At 39.6% G+C, this 23,661-nt stretch carries 19 protein-coding genes and 1 pseudogene; 3 read left to right on the top strand and 17 right to left on the bottom strand.

Annotated elements, in window-relative coordinates:
• Positions 1 to 4: 4 nt before the first annotated feature.
• From uspE to ccoN, 11 genes and pseudogenes are all read right to left on the bottom strand, one after another.
• Entirely contained in the window at positions 5 to 931 is a 927-nt protein-coding gene (uspE, locus tag AB8618_RS05690; protein ID WP_138607047.1) for a universal stress protein UspE, read from the bottom strand.
• Between the two features lie 220 nt (positions 932 to 1,151).
• Positions 1,152 to 2,246 carry a hypothetical protein gene (locus AB8618_RS05695; RefSeq protein WP_409425160.1) on the bottom strand — a complete coding sequence of 365 codons (1,095 nt, stop codon included), beginning with the start codon at positions 2,244 to 2,246 and terminating at the stop codon, positions 1,152 to 1,154.
• A 202-nt stretch (positions 2,247 to 2,448) separates the two neighbouring features.
• A complete protein-coding gene (locus AB8618_RS05700) occupies positions 2,449 to 3,186 on the bottom strand; it encodes an FNR family transcription factor (RefSeq protein ID WP_010389589.1) in 738 nt (245 codons plus the stop codon).
• Positions 3,187 to 3,228: 42 nt separating this feature from the next.
• On the bottom strand, positions 3,229 to 3,900 hold the full coding sequence (locus AB8618_RS05705; protein ID WP_413401692.1) for a sulfite exporter TauE/SafE family protein: 672 nt from the start codon (positions 3,898 to 3,900) through the stop codon (positions 3,229 to 3,231).
• On the bottom strand, positions 3,893 to 4,060 hold the full coding sequence (gene ccoS / locus AB8618_RS05710; RefSeq protein ID WP_008109812.1) for a cbb3-type cytochrome oxidase assembly protein CcoS: 168 nt from the start codon (positions 4,058 to 4,060) through the stop codon (positions 3,893 to 3,895). Before ccoS ends, AB8618_RS05705 begins: the two co-directional genes overlap by 8 nt.
• A pseudogene (locus AB8618_RS05715) lies at positions 4,057 to 6,428 on the bottom strand (heavy metal translocating P-type ATPase). The gene ccoS and the pseudogene AB8618_RS05715 overlap by 4 nt, the downstream one beginning before the upstream one ends.
• Before the next feature lie 8 nt (positions 6,429 to 6,436).
• Entirely contained in the window at positions 6,437 to 6,928 is a 492-nt protein-coding gene (locus AB8618_RS05720; protein ID WP_138607039.1) for a FixH family protein, read from the bottom strand.
• 148 nt (positions 6,929 to 7,076) lie between these two features.
• Positions 7,077 to 8,111 (bottom strand): cytochrome-c oxidase, cbb3-type subunit III, encoded by a 1,035-nt coding sequence (gene ccoP / locus AB8618_RS05725; protein WP_178955714.1) that lies wholly within the window; start codon positions 8,109 to 8,111, stop codon positions 7,077 to 7,079.
• Positions 8,108 to 8,293 (bottom strand): cbb3-type cytochrome oxidase subunit 3, encoded by a 186-nt coding sequence (locus AB8618_RS05730; protein WP_010389598.1) that lies wholly within the window; start codon positions 8,291 to 8,293, stop codon positions 8,108 to 8,110. Before AB8618_RS05730 ends, ccoP begins: the two co-directional genes overlap by 4 nt.
• A gap of 6 nt (positions 8,294 to 8,299) precedes the next feature.
• On the bottom strand, positions 8,300 to 8,974 hold the full coding sequence (gene ccoO / locus AB8618_RS05735) for a cytochrome-c oxidase, cbb3-type subunit II (RefSeq protein ID WP_008109817.1): 675 nt from the start codon (positions 8,972 to 8,974) through the stop codon (positions 8,300 to 8,302).
• A 12-nt stretch (positions 8,975 to 8,986) separates the two neighbouring features.
• The gene (ccoN, locus tag AB8618_RS05740) at positions 8,987 to 10,420 is read right to left on the bottom strand and encodes a cytochrome-c oxidase, cbb3-type subunit I (protein ID WP_131690840.1); all 1,434 of its coding nucleotides are present in this window, start codon (positions 10,418 to 10,420) and stop codon (positions 8,987 to 8,989) included.
• A 336-nt stretch (positions 10,421 to 10,756) separates the two neighbouring features.
• Between ccoN and AB8618_RS05745 the strand changes: the two genes are divergently transcribed.
• From AB8618_RS05745 to AB8618_RS05755, 3 genes are all read left to right on the top strand, one after another.
• Positions 10,757 to 11,185: a hypothetical protein gene (locus AB8618_RS05745; protein WP_409425166.1), complete on the top strand. Its 429-nt coding sequence runs from the start codon at positions 10,757 to 10,759 to the stop codon at positions 11,183 to 11,185.
• A 745-nt stretch (positions 11,186 to 11,930) separates the two neighbouring features.
• Positions 11,931 to 14,648: a TonB-dependent receptor gene (locus AB8618_RS05750; protein ID WP_413401699.1), complete on the top strand. Its 2,718-nt coding sequence runs from the start codon at positions 11,931 to 11,933 to the stop codon at positions 14,646 to 14,648.
• 107 nt (positions 14,649 to 14,755) lie between these two features.
• Complete coding sequence (locus AB8618_RS05755; RefSeq protein WP_413401701.1) at positions 14,756 to 16,123, top strand: hypothetical protein; 1,368 nt, start codon at positions 14,756 to 14,758, stop codon at positions 16,121 to 16,123.
• 43 nt (positions 16,124 to 16,166) lie between these two features.
• Here the strand turns inward: AB8618_RS05755 and AB8618_RS05760 are convergent, their stop codons facing one another.
• The 6 genes from AB8618_RS05760 to AB8618_RS05785 all read right to left on the bottom strand — a co-directional run bounded on the left by AB8618_RS05760 (position 16,167) and on the right by AB8618_RS05785 (position 23,475).
• Entirely contained in the window at positions 16,167 to 16,421 is a 255-nt protein-coding gene (locus AB8618_RS05760; RefSeq protein ID WP_198522989.1) for a DUF3862 domain-containing protein, read from the bottom strand.
• A 26-nt stretch (positions 16,422 to 16,447) separates the two neighbouring features.
• Positions 16,448 to 17,284 carry a peptidoglycan binding protein CsiV gene (locus AB8618_RS05765; protein WP_413401703.1) on the bottom strand — a complete coding sequence of 279 codons (837 nt, stop codon included), beginning with the start codon at positions 17,282 to 17,284 and terminating at the stop codon, positions 16,448 to 16,450.
• Positions 17,241 to 20,756, bottom strand: a complete 3,516-nt coding sequence (mfd, locus tag AB8618_RS05770) for a transcription-repair coupling factor (protein ID WP_418157339.1) — start codon at positions 20,754 to 20,756, stop codon at positions 17,241 to 17,243. Before mfd ends, AB8618_RS05765 begins: the two co-directional genes overlap by 44 nt.
• A 50-nt stretch (positions 20,757 to 20,806) precedes the next feature.
• Entirely contained in the window at positions 20,807 to 21,700 is an 894-nt protein-coding gene (locus tag AB8618_RS05775) for a carbon-nitrogen hydrolase (RefSeq protein WP_413401707.1), read from the bottom strand.
• Positions 21,697 to 22,752 (bottom strand): agmatine deiminase family protein, encoded by a 1,056-nt coding sequence (locus AB8618_RS05780; RefSeq protein WP_413401709.1) that lies wholly within the window; start codon positions 22,750 to 22,752, stop codon positions 21,697 to 21,699. Before AB8618_RS05780 ends, AB8618_RS05775 begins: the two co-directional genes overlap by 4 nt.
• Before the next feature lie 120 nt (positions 22,753 to 22,872).
• On the bottom strand, positions 22,873 to 23,475 hold the full coding sequence (locus tag AB8618_RS05785) for a PilZ domain-containing protein (RefSeq protein WP_413401711.1): 603 nt from the start codon (positions 23,473 to 23,475) through the stop codon (positions 22,873 to 22,875).
• Between the last annotated feature and the right edge of the window lie 186 nt (positions 23,476 to 23,661).

The raw sequence follows: 23,661 nt of genomic DNA on the forward strand, positions 1-23,661 counted from the left end.
AACGTTAACTTTCTGCGAGTGGACTTACATAGCCATCAGGTTTCAATGCAAGTACATCACAATCGAGGCTGTCAATAACATGCTCAGCGGTGTTACCCACTAATGCAGCACTTAAGCCAGTACGTCCCACAGTGCCAATAACCACTAACTCACTATTTAAACGATTTGCAACATCCGGTATCACATCTTCTGGTAATCCCTCTTCAATAAAGCATTGATCAGAGGTTAGGTTAAACTCATTAGCTAATTCATTGGTTGATTCAATGTGATGTTTTTTAACTGATTCGTTGTAAAGCCCAGGATTAAATTCTGGGATTTCTATAGCAATATTTACCGGTGTAGCAGGGTAGGCATTAACTAAGTTAAGTTTAGCATTAGCTAGTTCACATAAAAATTGTGCATCTTTAATTATGCGTTTATTAAGTGATAAGTGCTGCTCATTTTCACTGACTGCATTCACAGCAGCTAAAATATTACCTTGTGCTGGCCATTGCATATCTTTAACAAATAGAACGGGCGTTGGGCATTTTCTAACTAAATGCCAGTCTGTAGGAGTAAAAATAACCGCTTTTAGTGCGCCATGTTGATGCGTACCTTTGATAACCAAGTCGTATTTATCATTGATAACGGTATTAATTATTGCCTCATATGGGCGATTATGCCAAATAACTTGCGTATCTATATTTATATTTTGATAAGGAGAGATCAGCTCTTTAAGCCATAGCTCGCGATCTTTAAGGACGGCTTGACGCATTGCTTCACGTTCATCGCCTGATAGCATAGTAGTCATTTCGTAAGAGAAATCGTAAACAGTCATAAATGCGGTAATGCTCGCACCCGATTTTTTGGCTAAATCTATTGAACGCGCGAGGGCATTTTGATCGTCTTTAGTTGGATCAATAACCGCGATAATACGTTTAATCGTTTCCATTGTGCTACTCCATTCGCTTAACAGTTATACATTTAGTGTAACGCAAATACACAACAGTTAAAGAGGTAGCACTAAGATTATTGTTCTATATCAAGAAATAAAGTTTCTCTAATTTTAAAACTCCTTATCTTGAATAAAAGCATGAAGGGCTTTATAAAAATTTAATTATTCTCAGGTTTTATTGAAGTGTTATCTTCTACGGTGAATCCACTCGTTTTTTTCACAAAGCCCACTTCAGGTAGTAAGTTATAAACGTTATCTTTAATGGTAGAAAACAGGTAACTCTTTCCACCTCTACTGAATAAGTTAATAAGATACCAATATTTTTTTCAGGATAAACGGTCATATCAACGTTAATAAAGTGATTGTTATTGATATAAATGCCTCTTACGTATTTATCATCTATTTGCTCGTCGGTTACATCTGACTGTATTCTAATGCCTCCCTTAGAACGTAAAATAGTATTGTGAGTAAAATAAATACTTCCCCAATTAAAAGGCTCCGTTACACTTCTTGGTTTATTAGGGTAAGCATTGAGGATAAACTTATCACTGTCTATAAAGGTATTAGCAATAATTTTTACGTTAGAGTAATAAGTAATTTCTATAGCAGTGCCTTTGGTGTTTTTGAAAGTGTTATATCTTACTAGAGCTTTTGATACAGGTTTAACCGTGGCAAATTTCAATGATCCCTTCAATCCCTCAAAAATATTATCTTCAACTGTAATATCATGCGTACCTCCATAGTTATTATTCCACGGGTGAGTAGTTGTTACTTGTGTGACATTTTCAAAGTAATTATTACGAATATCAATTCTGAAAGAATTTATATTCGTATCATGGGATGATAAGTGTGAAGATGTTGCTCTTATAGCCGCATCACCAAAATCATAAAAGTGATTATGTTTAATTGAAATATCTTCGGAGCCTGCAAAAAGGATACCTTGCTCACCCCAAACATAATTAATTTTGTCTATCGTTAACCCTCTAAAAATAAAACCATTAATTTCTATGAAGCGTGAATTATAAAAGGATAAAATATATTCTCCTTCAAATTGGTCACACTTTTTTAGTATAACGCCAGCATTAGCGGTGATAGAAATGTTACTAAGGTTTCTGACGATAATAGCTGAACATATATCGTAAACTCCTGGTTTGTCTATTTTAAGCTCAGAGTTTTCTGCAGTGTTTAAAATCAAGTCTTTTAGTGCTTGTGAGTCATCAATGCCATCATCGGGGATCATTGAGCTCGATGCTTGGCTGCTAAATAAAATACTTAAAGAAAGAGTGATAAATAGAAATAAAGAATAAGGCATAAGATTGTCCTTCTATATAAGAGTGTAATAGGACGTAGTTGCTTTTATGTTAGAAAATGAGCCAGATAAGTAATTATCTTCATCGACTCTTAAAAGTGAATGGTTATTACCTCTACTCAAAGTGTTAGTAGAGATAGAGCATAATTGCAAATAATTACGCTCCAATTCAGGGGTGGATTAATTTTAAAATGAGAAGCTATTATTAACGTGGTTTTACAATTGCAGCTGTTTTCGCAAGCGCGTCATTATCTAAAATAGTAATAAACTTACCTTCTACTTTGATTAAATCTGCTTTTTGAAAACGGCTCAATAAACGGCTAATGGTTTCAACAGTTAAGCCAAGGTAGTTGCCAATTTCACCGCGGGTCATGGTAAATCTAAATTCTTTACGTGAAAAACCACGTTCACCAAAACGCTCTGATAAATTATAAATAAAACTCGCTAGGCGTTCTTCAGCAGACTTTTTATTAAGTAAAAGCAGCATTTCTTGGTCGTAGGTTATTTCACTACTCATTAAGCGCATAATTTGTTGGCGTAGCTTAGGCAGCTTACCAGCGAGTTCGTCAAGTGTGTCAAAGGGGATTTCACATACCATTGAGGTTTCTAGTGCTTGAGAAAAGCTTTGGTGCTGCATTTTATTAATGGCATCAAATCCAACAAGGTCGCCAGCTAAATGAAAACCGGTAATTTGTTCATCGCCTTGCTCAGACAAGGTATACGATTTAAATGATCCCGAACGAACCGCAAAAATTGCATTTAAAGGCGCGCCCGATTCAAATAAGTAGTCACCTTTGTGTAATGGTTTTTTTCGCTCAATGATCTCATCAAGTTTATCCATTTCTTGGCCATTTAAAGAAAATGGTAAACATAACTGGCTAATACTGCAGTTATTACAGCTAATGGCACAATTACCTTTAGCACGACTTTGAGAAAAATCCATAAGTTCAATCCGTTAAATTTCTATGCACGACATTTTATAATGTTAATGCACTAGCTTATCTGTTGCAATGATCAGAAGGTAGATACCGTACCAAATGATAACACTGCCTAATGTTATTCGTGTCCATGGGTGGTTAAAAAGCGTATTTAGCTTTTGTGCAGCCACACCTAAGGTGATCATGGCAGGAAATGTCCCTAGGGCAAATGCCAGCATAACCAAAGCACCATTGAGGGCGTTGCCACTGGTCATTGCCCAGGTAAGTGCAGAGTATACTAAACCGCACGGTAGCCAGCCCCATAACGCGCCATAACCAAGGGCTTTAAAAGGCGAATCAATGGGCATTAAATATTTATTAAGTTTAATTAAGTGCTGCCAAATAAGGGTTTTACCCAGTTTTTCAAGCCACTGTAAGGTGGCGGCTATGCGCATAATATAAACGCCAACCAGTAACATAAAAATACCGGCTAAAAATGACAGAAATAATGAAAAAGCAGAATTTTGCGTAGCAAACTGGCTACTAATACCCGCAACAAGGGCTCCTGCTAGCATATAACTTAAAGCTCGACCGCTATTATAAGCTAGAGAATATAACCAGGTTTGACGTTTATTGCTGGCAAGTTGCAATGAGCTGGCAATACCACCACACATAGCAACGCAATGACCACTGCCAATTAAGCCCATTAAAAAAGCGCTAACAAAAATAGGGTCAATCATTACTTTTATTGTGCTGCTCTTTGTCGTCTTCAAACAAAATACTGTGGCCTTGCTTGTTTAAATCAGAGAATTGCTCGCCTTTTACAGCCCAAAAAAACACGCCAATAGCAATTAATACAAACAAAATAGCAATAGGAACTAAAATATAAATTATGCTCATAACTTTAATAGCCTTAGTGAATTACATATCACAATAATTGAGCTGGCAGACATACCAATAACCGCCATCCACGGCGCAACTAAGCCCATAGCAGCAAGCGGTAATATTGAGCCATTATATAATAAAGAAAGTGTTAGGTTTTGTTTAATTATACGTCGTGTTTGCTTGGCAACGGTTAATAAATGCGAGATGGAGGCTAAGTCACTGTTAAGCAATACAACATCTGCACTGTTTTTAGATATATCGGCACCGGTTTCCATGGCGATAGATAAATGGGCACTGGCAAATACTGGGCTGTCGTTTACGCCATCACCAACCATAGCAACAATTTCACCTTGCGATGACCAGTGATCAACGGCATTTTGTTTATCTTTTGGACTGCAACTGGCTTGCACTGAGTTAAGCTTTAACTTTTTAGCGACTTTGGCACCCGCATCAGATGCATCACCAGTTAGCATATGGCAACTAAGGTTAGCCGCTTGTAAAACATTAATTAGCTTATCGGCATCGGCTTTAACTTTATCTACAAAGTAAAAGCGTGCAACAGCCAGCTTGTTTATGTAAAGCGTGGCCTGTGCGTTGGTTTTTTTGTATCAAACCAACCACTTTTACCAATAGCGTAATGGGTATTATCCAACTGAGCGCTTATCCCAATGCCAGGGTGGAGTTGTACATCGTCAAATTTACGTTGCCCTTTAAACTCCTTAAATGCACTGGCAATAGGATGCTCAGAGTAACTTTCAAGCTGGGCTGCAATATCAAGAATTTGCTCTTTGCTGTAGTTATCATCAAGTATGTCAACCACGTCGAGGCTAAACTTACCTTGTGTAAGCGTACCTGTTTTATCAAAGGCAAATAAAGTGAGCTTTGATAGGGTTTCGAGCACATGCGCTTGCTTAATTAATATGCCTTTGCGGGTTAAGGTTGCTACAGCACAGGTTAATGCGGTTGGAATTGCTAAACTTAATGCGCACGGGCAAGTGGCCACTAACACCGAAATAGTGATCCAAAATGCAACGTCAGGGTCAACCTGATACCAACCAATCGCAGTTATGGAGGCAAATACTAGTAATACAGCAACAAACCACTGCGCCACTTTATCGGTAATTTCAACCAGCCGTGGGCGTTTTGTTAGGGCATTATGTTGCAGGCGAATAATTTGATTAAGTAGGGTGTTTTGGCCTAGTTTATTGATTTTTATTTCAATTATACCATCATGATTAACCGTGCCTGCATACACGTTATGATCAATGTACTTTCGCACTGGTTGATGTTCGCCGGTCATCATTGACTCATCAACACTGGTGATGCCTTTAACTAAAATGCCATCAGCAGGAATAGTTTCGCCTGCCTTTATTAACACAATATCGTTAAGTTTGAGTTTTTTGGCGGCAATGATGTGCTCATTACCGTGTTCATCGAGCGTACGGGCAGTAAGGGGTAACAACTTTTGCAAGTTAGCAGTGAATTCACTGGCTTTTAAACGCGCTCTAAACTCTAAGTATTTACCCAATAAGAGTAAAAAGGTAAACATACAAATAGATTCAAAGTAAACTTCGCCTACTTCCATTACTGTGGCATAACAACTAGCGCCATAAGCACCAAAAATAGCCAATGATACTGGCAAGTCCATATTCAGCTGTTTTGCTTTTAAGCCATTAATTGCATTACTTAAAAAGGGCAGGGCGCTGTATAGGATAACGGGGGTAGCGAGAATTAAACTGATCCATCTAAAGTACTGTTCAAAATTGCTGTCCATCCCAGAGAACATGCCAAAGTACATTGCAAAGGCAAACATCATCACTTGCATGGTCATCAAACCTGCAACACCAAGGCGGCGAATATACGCTTTGGCAGTTTGCTGCTTTTGCTGGGCTTCTAAATCTGATTGGAATGGGTACGCTTTATAACCTATTTCAGCCAATGAGGTAATTAGCTCACTTAAAGGTGTGGCGCTTTTATCCCAGTGGATCATGGCACGATTTGTTGAGGTATTTACATCAACGCGTTTTACCGATTTAAGATTTAATAATTGCTTTTCAATTAGCCATGCACAAGCGGCGCAGGTTATACCTTCAACACTCAGTAGTACCTCAGAGTTGTCGTTATGGGTGCTAATAAACTCATCTTGAATATCTTCATTGTCATAGCTTTTAATAAAAGCGAGCTGTTCAGGAACCAGTTGTTCTACTTTACCAGCGCTAACAGTGCGGTATTTGTAGTAGTCGGTCATTCCTTGGTCAATGATATTCTGTGCAACAGCTTGGCAGCCAATGCAACACATTGGCTCAGCGGTATCGTCTATAACAACATGTGCGCTAAACCCAGCAGGCACACTTTCAAGACAATGAAAGCAATTTTTAGACATACTAAATACTACTTATAGTTAGGAGTAACTAAAACGGTGGTTGTGGTTGGTAAAGTGACACTTTCTTTCATTTTCCAACTAGCATCAACGGGTTCAATAAACACTGAGTAAGCACCAGGCGTGTAGCTTTCTAATAATGCAGTAAACTCTTGATTAGCATTTGGAGTGAGGGTAGCTTCAAAATCATGTGCTTTAATAGTGCGATGGAAAAATGACAACTTTAACGCGTGGATATTACTGGTATCGCCTTTAGTAAATTTAAAGCTTACTCGCTCATCAGATACATTTAGGTCACCATGCAGATACAAGGCTTTTGCTTTATCAAATTTGATCAGCTCTAAGTTAATTGCTTTGCCTTTTTTATAATAGTCATCAACGACCATGTCTGGGCCGTTACCAATGGCTGTAATAAATAAACTAATGCAGCCAATAATTGCAGCTAGAGGGAAGAAGATTAAAAACCAAGGCCAAAAATTTTTATACCACGGAGTCGGTTGCATAGTTGCTCTAAAATTGATGAATGTGCAGCTATATTATAATAAATAAAAGAAAAAGACTAAAAAAAGCCTCCGAGTGGAGGCTTTTTTGATCTGTATTAATCTATTGAAATAAAAAGATTAAAACTGAAACGTTTTGTTAACTTTATCGCTATTTTTCTTGCGATAAGCTGTAAACGTAAGCAGTTAATAGGTGAATTTTGTCTTCGCCTAAAATCTCTTTAAAAGCAGGCATTACACCAGCACGACCATGGTTTAGTGTTTCTTCAACAGCACGTTGAGAGCCACCGTATAACCAAATGTTATCAGTTAGATTTGGTGCACCGAAAGGTAGGTTATGCGCAACTGAGCCTTTACCATCTGCACCATGACAAGCTGCACACATAGCGAATTTCGCTTTACCTGCCGCGGCGTCTTTTTGGTTAACAGTACGACCAGATAGGCTAAGTACGTAAGCCGTCATTTCTTTAACGCCTTGCTCGCCTAATGCATCACCCCAAGGAGGCATTGCTGCAACACGGCCTAAAAGTAACGTTTCTCTGATTTTGTCAGGCGTACCACCATATAACCAGTCGTTATCTGTTAGGTTAGGGAAGCCTGTACCACCACGAGCATCAGAACCATGACATTGCGCACAGTTTTGAGCAAATAAGCGTTGACCAATTTCAACTGCTAATTGACCTTGCGTTTGTTCATGTTTAGTGCCATTTTCAAGAGCGATTTGCTGAGCTGCATCACCCGCTAATTTAGAGTCAACTAATTCTAAAACAGGGGTTTTTGCCAACTCATTGAAAATTGGGCCAAAACGCTCTTCAGCGGCGCGGTATTCTGCATCTAGCTTTACAAAACGACCGTTTTCTTGAGCGTCTACCACTGCTTCTTTCGATTCAGTTAAAGAGGTAACACCTTGATTTGAGCTGGTCCACTTTGCTAAGCCTTCCCAGTTACCTAAACCTGGGTAAGCTGCTAAGTAATAAACAGACCATACAAACGTTGCGAAGAACATGTAAGTCCACCATTTTGGCAGTGGATTGTTTAATTCTTCAATGCCGTCAAACTCATGTCCACAGCTTTCACCTTCTTTTACACCTACATAGTTTTTTAAGTTCCAAACTAGTAGACCAAAGATAATGATTAAGCATGCAAGGGTTAATACAATAACCCATATACTCCAAAAGCTAGTCATTTCTCAGACCCCTTTTCCTCGTTAGAGAGTGTATTGTTGTGTTTTTTTTCATCTTCAAATATGACATTAGCAGCGTCTTTAAAACGACTTTTACTACGCTTGCTATATGCCCATCCAACAATCACAATAAATAATACTAAAATTACCAGAGTCAAAATGCCTCTGTATGTCCCGTAGTCCATAATAATCTACTTCAAATGTGTGCCAAGTTGTTGCAAATAAGCAATAAGGGCTTGCATTTCTGTTGCACCTTTACCGTCATTCATTGCGTCAACTTTAGCAATGTCAGCGATTAATTCCTCGTCACTGCCATAACCTAAACCCGGGTGTTTTGGGTTTTCTGGGTTAATAGCAAACGTGTCACGGAAAATTTGTAGCTTTTTCAGAGTCAGGCTTGTATCAAGCGTGTTCTCTGCTAACCAAGGGAAGCCTGGCATATTCGACTCAGGAACCACTGCACGTGGGTCAACTAAGTGTGCATAATGCCAGTCATCTGAGTAACGTTTACCTACACGTGCTAAGTCAGGACCAGTACGTTTAGAACCCCAAAGGAATGGGTGATCCCATACTGACTCACCCGCAACCGAGTAGTGACCGTAACGCTCAACTTCATCACGAAACGGACGAATCATTTGTGAGTGACAGTTAGCACAGCCTTCACGTACATAGATGTCACGACCTTCAAACTCAAGCGCGTTTAATGGGCGTAACCCATCAACGGGTTTAGTTGTGTCGTCTTGGAACATTAGCGGGGTAATTTCTACTAATGCACCAAAGCTGATTGCGAAAACAGTCAAGATGGCCATAAGGCCGATGTTTTTCTCGATAATTTCGTGTTTATTTTGCGAATTTTTATTGCTCATTATCTGACTCCGTTATGCTAACTGCGCTTGTTCATCAAGTTCTAGCGAGTTATTTTTCGCTGAAACTGTACGATAAACGTTATAAGCCATAACCAGCATACCTGCTACGATGAATACACCGCCTAAGAAACGCATAACATAGAAAGGATGAGAGGCTTCTAACGACTGAACAAAACTGTACATTAATGTACCGTCAGAGTTAACTGCACGCCACATTAGGCCTTGCATTACACCTGAAATCCACATTGCAACAATGTATAAAACAACACCCACAGTGTGTAACCAGAAGTGTGTATTGATTAATTTAATGCTGTACATACGGCCTTGCGAGAATAACGCAGGGATAAGGTGGTAGATAGCACCGATAGAAATCATTGCAACCCAACCTAATGCACCTGAGTGTACGTGACCTACAGTCCAATCTGTGTAGTGCGATAACGCATTTACAGATTTGATTGCCATCATTGGGCCTTCAAATGTCGACATACCGTAGAAAGACAATGAAACCACTAAGAAACGAAGTACAGGGTCAGTACGTAGCTTATGCCATGCACCTGAAAGCGTCATAATACCGTTGATCATACCACCCCAAGACGGTACGAATAAGATAATAGACATCACCATACCTAAGCTTTGCGTCCAATCAGGAAGCGCAGTGTAGTGAAGGTGGTGAGGGCCTGCCCAAATGTAAAGCGAGATAAGTGCCCAAAAGTGAACAACCGATAAACGGTATGAGTAAACTGGACGACCCGCTTGCTTTGGTACAAAGTAATACATCATACCTAAGAAGCCAGCGGTAAGAAGGAAACCAACAGCATTGTGTCCGTACCACCACTGAACCATTGCATCAACAGCACCGGCGTATATTGAGTATGATTTAGTAAGTGAGACTGGAACAGCCATGCTGTTAACAATATGAAGAACTGCAACAGTAATAATGAAACCAGCATAGAACCAGTTAGCTACATAAATATGAGCCACTTTGCGCTTAGCAATAGTACCCATAAATACAATAGCGTAAGTTACCCAAACTACGGCAATTAAGATATCGATAGGCCACTCAAGTTCTGCGTACTCTTTAGAACTTGAAATACCCATTGGTAGAGTAATTGCTGCTAGAACAATCACCAACTGCCAACCCCAAAAGGTGAAGGCGGCTAATTTGTCTGAAAGAAGGCGCGTTTGACATGTACGTTGTACGACGTAATAAGACGTCGCAAAAAGAGCACTTGTACCAAATGCGAAAATTACTGCGTTCGTGTGTAACGGACGAAGTCGAGAGTAAGTTAACCATGGTGTGTCAAAGTTAAGTGCTGGCCAAGCTAGTTGGGCAGCAATCAGAACCCCAATACCCATGCCAACGATGCCCCAAATCACTGTCATAATAGCGAATTGGCGTACAACTTTATAATTGTACTCAGTTTGTGATGCTACTGTTTGGCTCATTTTCTGGCTTCCGCTGCAATAAATGCGTTTAGAAATGAATTACCCACTTGTTAAAGTAGGACCTACTATTATTCCAAAGTATACTATCTAAACCCCACAATATGTGGTTTTAAAGATAATAATCTCAAGAAATACTTGTTTTTTTTGCGGTTGAAATGATAAATTTTTTGGCCTTAAAAAGATAGGTCAATTGCGTAATAATATGACATCAATCAAACTTTATTGAGTTGCTGTCTATTTTTTGAGGTGATTTGTACCTTACTTGCTCATTAAAGCCGATAATCAACCAACTTGCCCCAAACGTTGGGCTTATACATTAGATATTTGAGAACTTACATGTATATATATAGAGTATGTTTACTTTCCTTTCTATTATTTTTACTAGGTTGTGACTTTTCTGGATCAACAACAATACCAAAAGTAACTCAACCACAAACTGAGTGTGAAAATAACAAACCGTGTCATTTTGAAAATCAAATTAAAGTGTGGCTGAGCGAGACAACCCTATCACCGGAAACACCGTTTTCAATTTATACGCAGTTACCCGATGGTTTCAAAATTATGACAGCTAAACTGGAAGGGGTAACTATGTATATGGGTTACATTCCGGTGCAGTTTACTAAACAAGGTAATATTTGGTTAGCCGATACTATGGTTGGTATTTGCTCAGAGCAAAATATGGTTTGGAAATTGGTGCTTACTGCAATTAATGAAAGCACTTCGGCCAACCAAACGGTTGAATATTATTTTAATGTTACTTACTAAAATGTTTTAATTTTCACTTATTCATAATTGCACTATTTTTTGTGTAACACACTCCTAGGCCATAGTTTCTTTGCTAGCCGATGTTAGGGTCTGTTTTATGTAAGCTTTTTTATGCTCAAGATAAAAAAGCTTACATTCACTACTAAGTTAAAGCGCTGAGACTGTCAGCGCAATGATACCCAATAATCAAATCTGATCAGCGCTATACCAACATATGCAATAAAATACTTTTCTTCTATTACACCCTCTTTTTGCAATTACTCCTTTATAAGTATAGATCCAGATTGAAACTCTCAATAAACATAAAATTTGCACGATTAAAACTTTTAGTAAAAATATTCAGACTAAATAAACAATCTACTTGCATAAATATGGTTAGTAATTAACACCTAGTTTTACCGTTTTAATAACGAGCTGTGATTAACATGTTAATTTACCTATTAAGGGCACATTAATGATTAAATTACATTTGATTACAAACTCCATATATTTGATTTCACCTATGTTTTTTATGTGATTGCGCTTGGTTAAGTTTATGACTTTTATCTGTTTTTATTAATTAACAATGAAACATGCTGTAACCTTTGTCCCTTTCATGGGGTAGCTTAATTTTAGCTGTTTATATAACGACCTCTCGTTAAGTTTTCATTCAGTTAAAGGCGCCTAAGTTGCCCCCGCTCACTCAAAATTCTCATAAAAGTGGGCGTTACCAATTTAGGTAAATTTCAACAAGTAGGGTTCATCCATGAAAAAATCAACTCTTGGTTTAGCTGTAATTGCAGCAATCCCAATGTTCTCAAGTGTTCAAGTTTTAGCTGCAGACGAAGCAGTAAAGTCAATTGAAAAAATTCAAGTAACGGGTTCTCGTATCAAGCGTTCAGACATGGAAAACGCAAGCCCAGTTACACTTATCGGTGCTGATGACATTCAAGCTATGGGTGCAACAAGTATTGATAGTGTTTTACAAAAAATGACCGCTACGGGCGGTGCAATGACCAACCCAGGTATTAATAATGGTTCGGGTGGCAACGCACGTATCGATTTACGTGGCTTAGGTGCTAACCGTACATTAGTACTTGTTAATGGTCGTCGTATGATTGCATCAGGTACTGGTGCAGCATCAACGGTTGATTTAAACACCATTCCGGTTTCGATGATCAAACAAGTAGAAGTACTTAAAGATGGTGCATCTGCTGTATACGGTACTGATGCGGTAGCAGGCGTAGTCAATATTATCTTAAAGGATAATTTTGAAGGCCTAGACATGAACGTAAATTCTGCAATTACCGGTGAAGGCGATGCAACAGAGAACTCTATAGATTTCACTGTGGGTAGCTCTTTCGATAAAGGTAATATCGTTATCGGCATGCAGTACACAGATCGTGGTAAAGCATCACAAGCAGATCGTGACTTTTCAGATTGCCCAATCGCAGAAGATGCAAACGGTTTAAACTGTAACGGTGGTTCTGTTTATGCTGAGGGTGGTCACATTTGGCAAGACAGTACTACAACGGCATTAAACGATAAAGGCGAAGAAGTTAGCGTTGGCTTGGCACAAGGCGACAACGGTTTAAGTGGTCAAGGTGGTCTGCACCCATTTACTGATGCTGATCGTTACAACTTTTCACCAACAAGTTACTTATACACGCCAATGGAGCGTTTAAATTTAACGGGTATTGCAACTTACGAAATTAGTGATGATACAAGTTTATTCGCTGAGTTCACTTACACCAAGCGTTGGTCAGAGCAGCAAATGGCACCACAACCTGTATGGTTTGGTTTTAAATATGATGAATCAATGGGTGACTCACTTCTTGGTCAATCATACACAAGTAAAGTAGACCGTAACGGTGATGGTTACGCAGATGTAGATGCTGATGGTAAATACATTACTGAATCTGCAAACTATGCGTACGGTGATGACCTTTTCTACGGTCGCCGTATGTCTGATACTGGTCCACGTATTTTTGAACAGTCAGTTGACACTGTTCGCGCCGTTGTTGGTGCTGAAGGTTTTGTAGGCGATTACTCTTGGGACGTTTCAGCGAACTTTGGCCGTAACGATTCGGTTGATAAGTTAAGTAACTTACACAACATGGGTGCGATCGGCGATAGTATTTTACGTACCGTAGATGGCGAAGTTGAGGGCACATTTAACCCGTTAGATCAGTCTGCTTGGACTTCAGAAGATTTCCGTAAAAATGTATACACAGAAGTAAATAATGGTGGCAGCCAGTTATTCATTATCGCGGCATCTGTTTCTGGCGAGTTATTTGAATTACCTGCAGGTTATGCAGCATTTGCTGCGGGTGTAGAGCGTCGTCAAGAAAAAGCGTGGTTCACACCAGATTCACTAACAGCGCAAGGCCTTGCAAATGACCCTATGGTTGAACCAACAGCAGGTGGCTTTGATGTAAACGAAGCCTATGTTGAATTTGCGCTTCCACTACTAACAGATGCACCATTTGCACAAAATGTAGAGCTTAGTGCCGCTATTCGTGCATTCGACTACAGCACGTTTGGTTCTGATAATACATGGAAATTAGGTTTAACATGGAAAGCAAATGATGAATTAATGCTACGCAGCGTTGTTTCAACGGCTTTCCGTGCTCCAACGGTTTCAGAATTATACTCAGGTAACTCTCCATCATTTAATCAAGTTGAATTCCCTGGTGCACAAGAGCAGGCTGAAGTAACTGTTGGTGGTAATGATGCATTAACACCAGAAGAAGCTGATACATTTACTGCGGGTATCGTGTATGAGCCGCAGTGGTTTGATGGTTTCTCAATGACACTTGATTACTACTCAATTGAAATTGAAAACGCAATTGCAACTGTAGACAATCAATACATTGTTGATCAGTGTTTAGCTGTAGACACTAATGCAGGTTCTGCACTATGTCAGTCAGCAAATGTAAATCTAGACTCTACGGGTCGTATTACTTTTAACAACCAATTACAAAACATTGGTTCTGAAAAAACATCGGGTGTTGATTTAAATCTTGCATACAGCTTTGAAGCAGTAGGTCTTAACTGGAAAGCGGGCTTAGATACAACTTACTTAGATGAATATGTTGTAGAAGTAACTGGTTCTCCTGTTGATTACGCAGGGTTAGTAACATCTGGTTCAGGTGGTTACGCAGATCTTAAGTCAAACCTAACCATTAATGTGTCTGGCGATAACTGGGATGCACAATACCAAATGCGTTACATCGCGGGTATGGATAGCTACGCATGTCTAAATAAAGACACGTGTTATGCACCTACAACACCATCAGTTATCTATAGTGACCTAAGTGGTAGTTACCTAGTAAATGATACTGTTTCTCTTACTGCAGGTGTAAACAACTTGTTCGATAAACAGCCTCCTTATTACACTGGTAACAATGATTCAAACACTGACCCGTACACATACGATGTACTAGGTCGTCGTTTCTTTGCAAACGTAAACGTTAAATTCTAATTTTAACTAATTAGAATCACTAAAAGGCCTAGTTTTTACTAGGCCTTTTTTGTTGAACAAAATTAAAGAGGCACGTAAACTCAGACAGATAACCCAAGGAGGCATCATTGTTAAAGCAAGACGAAAATTTATCGTTTGTTATTGAACCGCAATTATCACCGCGTGCAGAGCAGCGTCTCGATCTTTATTTTTCTATCCCAAATGAAATGGGAATTAATGCACAAACACTCAGCGAAGAGTCTTACTTTAATAACCAATTTAAATCTTTTGTTGCCTATAACGCGAATAACATTCACCTTCCATTAGTGCGAAGCCGCTTTGTAAGTAAAAACAAAGGTGAGCAGCAAGACTACCGACAAAACTTAAATTTATATTGTTATCAAGTACGTCTCGCCATTGATGCTGATATTAAAGATGCGTTAAAAATTCAAGAAAGCGATGAATTTTATCAACGGGCCATGGAGCTTTGCGAGCAAAGCCAAAGCTTACTCAGAAAACTCAGACGTTACACCCCAGATAACGAAAAGCTGATCCCGTTTTATACCAATGCTGATAATTACCTAAGTTGGCAGATTGAACAAACTTTTTTAAAGCTGCTTGATGAAGGGCCGCGCAGTAGCGATCACGCAAAAGAGCGAAATGACTTATTAAACTTTTGTAAGTCAGAAAGTGAGTACCGAGCAGAGCAACAATATAATTCTGACTCAACACTTAAAGACGCCAACAGAATCACCAATAAAATGCGCCTATTGCAGCGTTTAATAGAGCATGGGGTGATTTTGCAGCGCCAAACCCGTTATCTAAATAGTTATTTAAAACGGTTGGTAAAAGGCTCTGTAACAGCCGTTATAATGGCTTTTGTGATGGTGGTTATTTTAAATGCACGTTCTACCTTTACTGAAATAACCGCTTCATTGATTTTAATTTTAGGGGTTATTTACGGTTTAAGAGAGATATTTAAAGAGGATATCACTCGTATTATTTGGCGTGCTATTGTGCGAGGGCGGCCAAAATGGCGCTTTATTTTTAAAAACAGTATTACAAAAGATAAAGTAGCGAGCCAGTTTATTTGGTTAGAATATACGCGGTTTAAAAAAATCCCCAAAGAAGTGAGGAAAATTTTCTCTAAGCGTCGTCAGCAAAATAAACAGGCGGCGCAATGGCTGCATTTTGCTAGTGAAACGCGGGTCAGTGCTAAAGAATTTTTGCCAGGCTACGATAGCTTACAACAAACATTGCAATTTAATCTTGCACCATTTGCTCGTTATTTAAAAAAGGGGGAAGGGAAGCTCTACCATTTAGAAAATAATAAAATCTCTAAGCAAGGAGTTGAAAGACGCTACCAATTAAATATGGTACTCGTTCAGACTGAATCTGATAATGCGCTGTATCAGCGCTATAAAATCACTTTAAATCGCAGTAAAATTGTTAATATAGAGCTGATTTACACCAGCGACAGCAAAAAAGAGGAATAACACAGGTTATTCCTCTTTTTTACTTAAACTAAACTAAACTAGACTATTTATCCGTTAGTCCTTTTTTGCTGTATAGCGTTACTTTGTCTGATACTAAGGTAATTTCGATATTTTTAGCGTCATTACCCCAAGTACAGCTGGTATGCAGTGTTTTTTCTACACAATTATCAGCACTACCTAACATGGCTTCAACTTCTGTTTTGTCCATACCTATTTTAATCTTTTCGTAATTTTCTAAGCTTACTTTTGAGCAAGCTGCAAGACTGAGTGCTGCAAAAATAATAAAAAGTTTCTTCATTGCTACTTCCTTTGAAATGAGTATTGTTAATGATTAAATTTTCGAATTTGTACAATCATCCCCATACGAGGGTGATCAAAGTAATGAATGTCTTCACTGAACACTCGCCTAAACTGTGAAAAGCGGGCTGACTCTAGATCGCCATTGTTACGTCTTTCATTTATATCAAAGTGTGCATTAATAAATAAATAATGGCGCAAATGTATTTTGAATAGTCCATCTAATTCCCATTTCATTTCTGGAGACTGAACTTCGTCAAACAGTGGCTCAGGCGTATTTATTAAGCTAATAAAATCAGAATCTGCGTAGCTAATCGTGGTGTTCATATTGTTTTTTAATTGGCTGCCTGCAAACAAGTGAATGCTAGGCGAACGTGATTTGCTCGCACCTTCAAATCGCCACCCAGTATGTAATAAAGGAGTTAGCCCTTTACGGTCTAGGGCTTGACGTTGTGATTCAAACTGCAACTGCTCAGGGGCTAACAGGTATGTTTGCTCCATCGTCTCTTGTGCAGGTGCTTGAGGGATCACTGGCAGTACATCGTAACTCTTGACATAATCAATGCTGTCGTTACACGCTGCTGACTGAGGGTTTGAGTTGACTAGAGTGTCAGCAAAGGTACGCTTTTGAAAACGCGGATCGCCGTTTATACATGCGTCCATTGCTTGGTTTTTATAAACAGGGCTTAGTAAATCTAAGGTGTTTTTATCTTCAATGGCGTCGTGCTTTAAGCTAAAGTCTTCTTGTAGGTATGGGGCAAAGGGTTGTTTAAATATCAACACTTCTACTTCAAACCAACGCTCTGCAAATGCAGTACTACTAAACAAGCAGCATAAAACAACCAGCGATTTTTTCAGCAACATTAATGGCTAACCTTTTTTCGAAATCTGCAATCATAGCAGTGATCATTTTTAAGCGTTCACGGGCATTCGCCTCGCTAATGGCAAAGCGTAATTTATTTGCGCCATCCATCTTATAAATATGTGGCGCACTTTGTATCAAACCAATAATGAAGCTAGGATTAACCTTAGTATTTTGACTAAACTCAAAGTAGCCCCCTTTCGGGTTAGCCTCTATTTTGGTTATGCCTAGATTACTCGCTTGCATCTTTAGTTGTTGTAAACTAAATAAGTTTTTAGCTGCATCGGGTAATAAACCAAAGCGGTCTATTAATTCTACCTGCAGCTCATCGATATCAGCAAGGTTAGCACAACTTGCTACTCGCTTGTACATACCTAAACGCGCGTTAACATCATGAATATAATCATCAGGTAACAAGGCAGGTAACTTTAAGTCTACTTCTGTTTGTTTTTGTAATAGATTTTCAAGGGTTGGCTCTTGACCATTTTTAAGTGCGTTAACGGCCTGCTCAAGCATTTCCATGTATAAATTAAAGCCAATGGTTTGCATTTGCCCTGATTGATCATCACCTAATAGCTCACCCGCACCACGAATTTCTAAATCATGAGTTGCTAAGGCAAAGCCTGCACCTAAATCTTCCAGTGAGGCAATCGCATCTAAACGTTTTTTCGCATCTTTAGAGAGTGCCTTAGGGTTACCGGTAAGTAAATAAGCATAGGCTTGGTGATGGCTTCTACCTACACGTCCGCGCAATTGGTGTAGCTGAGCAAGACCGAGTTTATCGGCTCTATCCATAATTATGGTGTTTGCTGTGGGCACATCAATACCGGTTTCAATAATCGTGGTACACACAAGGACATTGTATTTTTGATGATAAAAATCGGTCATTATTTGCTCTAGCTCTTGCTCTCGCATTTGACCATGTGCAGAAGTTACTGTTGCCTCAGGCACCCATTCGCTAATTTCTTGAGCGACACGTTCAATGGTTTCTACGTTGTTATGTAAAAAGTATACTTGGCCGCCACGTTTAATTTCACGTAGTACCGCTTCGCGAATAAGCTCTTCGTCGCGCTGGCGTACAAAGGTTTTAACCGCTAAACGTTTAGCCGGTGGAGTGGCAATAATTGATAAATCACGCATACCACTCATCGCCATATTTAATGTACGCGGAATGGGGGTTGCGGTTAGGGTAAGTATGTCAACATCAGCTCTTAGGGCTTTAATTTTTTCTTTTTGACGAACCCCAAATCGGTGCTCTTCATCAACAATTAACAGACCTAAATCTTTAAAGTTGATATCTTGTTGAATCAATTTATGAGTGCCAATAACCACATCTAGCTTGCCATCACTCATTCTTTCAAGGGTTTCTTTTTGCTCTTTGCTCGAATTAAAACGCGATAGCACACCCACTTCAATTGGAAAATCAGCAAAGCGATCTTTAAAGTTATCGTAGTGTTGTTGAGCAAGTAGGGTGGTAGGAACTAAAATAGCCACCTGCTTATTATCGTTAACCGCTACAAAGGCTGCCCGCATAGCCACTTCGGTTTTACCAAAACCCACATCACCACATACTAAACGATCCATAGCCTGTTTTGACTGCATGTCGCCAAGTACCGCTTCAATGGCGTTACGCTGGTCATCCGTTTCTTCAAACGGGAAGCTATCGCTAAATTGGCGATAAGCTTGGCCATCAAGCGTAAACTTATTACCAGGCTTAGCTTGGCGTTGTGCATAAATATCGAGTAACTCAGCAGCCACATCACGGACTTTTTCAGCGGCGCGCTTTTTCGCTTTATCCCAGGCATCAGAGCCGAGCTTATGCAGTGGCGCACTGGCCTCTTCACCGCCTGAGTAACGACTAAGCATATGAAGTGCCGATACCGGCACATAAAGCTTTGCTTCACCTGCATAAGTAATAGTTACAAATTCAGTCACCACACCGGCGGCATCAATCGTTTGCAGCCCTTGATAACGGCCCACACCATGGTCAAGGTGCACAACCGGTTGACCTTCTTTAAGCTCTGCTAAGTTACGAATTAACGCGTCTTGGCTTGCTTCATACTTGTGCTTACGACGTCTGCGTTGTGATACTTTGATCCCAAGCAATTCTTGCTCGGTAATAATGCTCAAACTTGGTTTAGTGCTAAGCACCACACTTTGCTCAAGCGGACTGACAATTAAACCAACGTCATTACTGCTGTTGGTAAACTGCTCAAAACTATCAAATTCTTTAAATTTTAAGCCGCTAGGTTTTAATATACTCAGTAATGATTCGCGTCGACCGTCCGACTCAACACTGATGACAACTCGGCCTTTTTTCTTTTTTTGTTCTGCCACATAGCTTATAAATGCATCGTAGGGCTGATGTTGTTTATGATCGATGCGTACATTGGGCAATTCATTAACTGCGAGATTTTTATTACCTGCTTTGGTGCCTAGCTTTGCTTGCGATAGGCGAATGCGGCCATAATTGCCTAAATTGGAAAACAGCTCATTAATTGGCTGATATAATTCATCGGGCGGTAATAGTGGACGCAGAGGATCTACACGGCGGTTCTCATAACGCACATTAACATCGTGCCAAAAGTTATCCGCTGCATGCTCTAAATCCCCTAACTGCATGACGGTTGTTGAGTCAGGTAAGTAGTCGAATATGGTTGCTAAGCCTTCAAAAAACAGCGGCATGTAATACTCTATACCTGCTGGCCAATTGCCTTTGCTGACCTGCATGTAGACTGAGTCTTGCTCAGCACTTGCGCCAAATTTTTCACGATAGCTTATTCTGAAACGTTCAATATCTGATTCGTTAGTAGGAAACTCATGAGCAGGTAGTAGCTCAATTTTTTCTACTTTTTCGTCTGAGCGCTGAGTTTCCACATCAAATAAACGGATGGTATCAAGCTCATCATCAAAAAAGTCGAGTCTAAATGGATGCTTACTCCCCATGGGGTATAAATCAACAATTGAGCCGCGTATAGCGTACTCGCCATGCTCCATGACTTGTTGCACATGTAAGTAACCTGCTTGCTCTAAATTGTCCCGCAGGGCATGAGTATCTAATCTGTCGCCTACTTTAAAATTCAGCGTCGAGCCGTATATAAATGATGCTGGGGCAGTGCGCAGCATCAAGGTTGATACCGGCACAATGAGCACGCTTTGTTGCTCTTTTTTCAGTGTGTTGAGTGTTGCTAAACGTGCTGAAATAATATCTTGGTGGGGAGAGAAGTGATCATAAGGCAATGTTTCCCAATCTGGAAAAACCATTACTGGGTTATCAGGCAGCAAGTACTCTAATTCTGTTTCAAGGCGCAGTGCACTTGGTGTATCAGGGGTAACAATTAACACCAAGTTATCTTGCTGTTTTACACCTTGTGCAATAGCAATGCTTAAGCCACTGCCTAAAAGTTCGCCCCATTGAATCTTATCTTTTTGAGATTTTACCCAAGGCAAGGCTGCCCATTGCTCAAACGCCATTAATTACTCCATTAAATTAGGCTCTTAACGAGTAAGAGCCACATTATTATTTAGTCACGGTAAATTTTTGTTAAATCTTGATAATGATCAATTCTACGGTCGCGCAGATACGGCCAGATACGTCTTACGTTCTCGCTGCGTTTTTGATCAAGTTTTACCATTAATATTTGTTCATTTTGGTTATCAGCCTCTGCCAATATCTCGCCTTGAGGGCCTGCAATAAACGAGTTGCCCCAAAATTGAATACCGTCACTTTGACCGCTCGGATCGCTTTCATGACCAACTCGATTACAACTAATCACCGGAACGCCATTAGCAACCGCATGCGCTCGCTGTGAAATAACCCAAGCATCTTTTTGGCGGGTTTGCTCGTCTTTATCGTCGCGTGGATCCCAGCCAATGGCCGTTGGGTAAATTAAAAGCTCAGCACCGGCCATTGCCATTAAGCGCGCGGCTTCAGGAAACCATTGATCCCAACACACCAGTACACCTAGTTTACCTACAGAGGTTTGAATAGGCTCAAAGCCTAAGTCTCCAGGGGTAAAGTAAAACTTTTCATAAAACCCAGGGTCGTCTGGAATATGCATTTTACGGTATTTACCTGCAATGCTGCCGTCTTTTTCAAGTACCACGGCGGTATTGTGGTAAAGGCCCGTAGCACGTTTCTCAAATAAAGACGCCACAATAACAATACCGAGCTCTTTGGCGAGTTCACCTAAAATATTACTACTTGGCCCTGGTATTGTTTCTGCTAAATCAAATACATCAACGTCTTCAGTTTGGCAAAAATATAAACTGCGGTGTAACTCTTGTAATACAACAAGTTGCGCGCCTTTATTAGCTGCATCGCGAATGCCCGCAATTGACTTTTCAATATTATGTTCAGCGTTGTCACTGTTGCTTTGTTGCACTAAGGCAACTGATAAATGTGCAGGGCTTGTCATTGTGCTGCTCCAGCTAAAAATCCACGAGGTAATTGCATTGTAATGCAGTGAAGACTGCCAAATTGCTCAATAATAGGTAAACAATTTACACCAATAATTGTGTGCTCAGGGTATGCTTTTTGAACTTGTGTTAAAGCACGTTGGTCGTTTACATCGTTATAAATAGGCACTAATACTACGTTATTTATAATTAAGTAATTTGCATAGGTGGCGGGTAGGCGCGTATTTTCATCGTCATACACGGCTTTTGGCCACGGTAACTCAATTAGCTTATATGGGGTGTTATCAGCAGTTTTAAAGCTTTGTAGTTGTTTCTCCATGGCATCTAGCGCGCTAAAATGCTCATCGCTTTTATCGTCACATTTTACATACACAAGGGTGTTTTTAGGCGCAAACCGCACTAGCGTATCAATGTGGCTATCGGTGTCGTCACCGGCTAAATAACCATGATCAACCCATAAAAAATCAGTAGTGCCTAAGTGCGCTTTTAATAGTACTTCTATGTCACTTGGGCTTAAATCAGGGTTACGATTTTTATTCAGTAAACATTCACTGGTTGTTAGCAATACACCGTGTTCATTAATTTCAATACCACCGCCTTCAAGCACCATATCAGGGGCTTGATACTGGTTGTTTGTATTGCTTAGCTGTTTAACTAATGTGTGGTTTATTTGATTATCAAGGGCGCTTTCAAACTTATTACCCCAGCCATTAAAGATAAAGTCGTAGACTTTTAATTGATCTGGCTTTTCTATAGCGCTACACGTAAGCGGGCCATGGTCACGCGCCCATGTGTCGTTAGTAGGAGTAACAACAAAATATACACGAGCCTGTTCAATACCAGCGTCATTTAGTAATGAGCAAATGTGGGTTTTTAATGCCTCATCATGAGCAACAATCACTAAGGCTTGTTGCGCGGTAATATGTTTTGCAAGTTCAATATAAACGGGTTCAACACGTGCTAAATTATCAGCCCAATCGGTATTTTTATGGGGCCATGTAAGCATAACAGCATCTTGCTCGGCCCATTCAGGTAAAAGTCTAAAGTTCATGGATTTTTAATACAAATAAAGATGGGGCTAGTTTAGCAGTTCAATTACAGCTAAGTCACTTTTAAATAAAAGTTTGAATTACAATTTAAAGCGATTTAAACAGGTAAATAACCACTCGTGTTACTCGTTTGAACTCTCTTTCGCTTTTTCAAGTTGTTGACGCTTTTTAAGTTGGCGTGTTTGCGCATGTAAACTGGCTCTAACAACCAACTCTTGATCGCTGTCTCTTATTGATACAAACAGCAGGGTATACTGGTAATGCTCATCGTCTTGTTTTTCTATAGCAACAACTTCGCTATAACAATACACTGCAGAGGCTTCATGCTGTAAAAACAGTTTGGTACGAAATTTCTGACCTAATGTGTACAAATGTTCACTGGTAAACTTAATTCCACCGCCGCCATAACTATCGCAATAAATTGAGTTATCTTCAGGTTGTTCAGAAGCTAAAATATGGCTCATGATCAAATCTATTTTACGCGACTGGGCTTGTAAAAACGTCGTCAGTTCTTGAGCTATATCTCCTAAATTACGCAAAGGACCTAAAGCGCTTTGATCTAGACTACTGACTTCGTTAGCAAGTTTAAATAAAGGCGGAATATCTGCGTCTAGTTCAGCCAAACTTTTTGGTACCACCGCGTCATCTACAGCAAATAGATTGACCCGATTGCTTTCTTCAATTTGAAAGTAAAGCTCAAAATCAGCTAATTTTTGATTATTCATTTTTAACTCCTAGCCTCTATCCGTTAATAGTAGCGTTGCGGTTATTAAATTACTACACAGCAACCCAATAAAAATTAAGCTAAATAAGGGTTTGGCTTCACTATAAAAACGCTAGGGGTGCTACTTTTTATACAGCTATAATGATTAAGAACATAATAAATATTAATACATTTATACTGAGTGCGT

The organism is Pseudoalteromonas sp. RW-H-Ap-1 (genome assembly GCF_048318575.1).
Taxonomy (GTDB): domain Bacteria; phylum Pseudomonadota; class Gammaproteobacteria; order Enterobacterales; family Alteromonadaceae; genus Pseudoalteromonas.

Coding starts and splice junctions, on each gene's coding strand:
- mfd (WP_418157339.1), bottom strand. CDS start 20,756: ATGGCGTTTGAGCAATGGGCAGCCTTGCCTTGGGTAAAATCTCAAAAA.
- AB8618_RS05730 (WP_010389598.1), bottom strand. CDS start 8,293: ATGGACTACGGGACATACAGAGGCATTTTGACTCTGGTAATTTTAGTA.
- ccoP (WP_178955714.1), bottom strand. CDS start 8,111: ATGACTAGCTTTTGGAGTATATGGGTTATTGTATTAACCCTTGCATGC.
- AB8618_RS05745 (WP_409425166.1), top strand. CDS start 10,757: ATGTATATATATAGAGTATGTTTACTTTCCTTTCTATTATTTTTACTA.
- uspE (WP_138607047.1), bottom strand. CDS start 931: ATGGAAACGATTAAACGTATTATCGCGGTTATTGATCCAACTAAAGAC.
- AB8618_RS05720 (WP_138607039.1), bottom strand. CDS start 6,928: ATGCAACCGACTCCGTGGTATAAAAATTTTTGGCCTTGGTTTTTAATC.
- AB8618_RS05785 (WP_413401711.1), bottom strand. CDS start 23,475: ATGAATAATCAAAAATTAGCTGATTTTGAGCTTTACTTTCAAATTGAA.
- ccoO (WP_008109817.1), bottom strand. CDS start 8,974: ATGAGCAATAAAAATTCGCAAAATAAACACGAAATTATCGAGAAAAAC.
- ccoN (WP_131690840.1), bottom strand. CDS start 10,420: ATGAGCCAAACAGTAGCATCACAAACTGAGTACAATTATAAAGTTGTA.
- AB8618_RS05775 (WP_413401707.1), bottom strand. CDS start 21,700: ATGACAAGCCCTGCACATTTATCAGTTGCCTTAGTGCAACAAAGCAAC.
- ccoS (WP_008109812.1), bottom strand. CDS start 4,060: ATGAGCATAATTTATATTTTAGTTCCTATTGCTATTTTGTTTGTATTA.
- AB8618_RS05705 (WP_413401692.1), bottom strand. CDS start 3,900: ATGATTGACCCTATTTTTGTTAGCGCTTTTTTAATGGGCTTAATTGGC.
- AB8618_RS05765 (WP_413401703.1), bottom strand. CDS start 17,284: ATGTTGCTGAAAAAATCGCTGGTTGTTTTATGCTGCTTGTTTAGTAGT.
- AB8618_RS05700 (WP_010389589.1), bottom strand. CDS start 3,186: ATGGATTTTTCTCAAAGTCGTGCTAAAGGTAATTGTGCCATTAGCTGT.
- AB8618_RS05750 (WP_413401699.1), top strand. CDS start 11,931: ATGAAAAAATCAACTCTTGGTTTAGCTGTAATTGCAGCAATCCCAATG.
- AB8618_RS05780 (WP_413401709.1), bottom strand. CDS start 22,752: ATGAACTTTAGACTTTTACCTGAATGGGCCGAGCAAGATGCTGTTATG.
- AB8618_RS05695 (WP_409425160.1), bottom strand. CDS start 2,246: ATGCCTTATTCTTTATTTCTATTTATCACTCTTTCTTTAAGTATTTTA.
- AB8618_RS05760 (WP_198522989.1), bottom strand. CDS start 16,421: ATGAAGAAACTTTTTATTATTTTTGCAGCACTCAGTCTTGCAGCTTGC.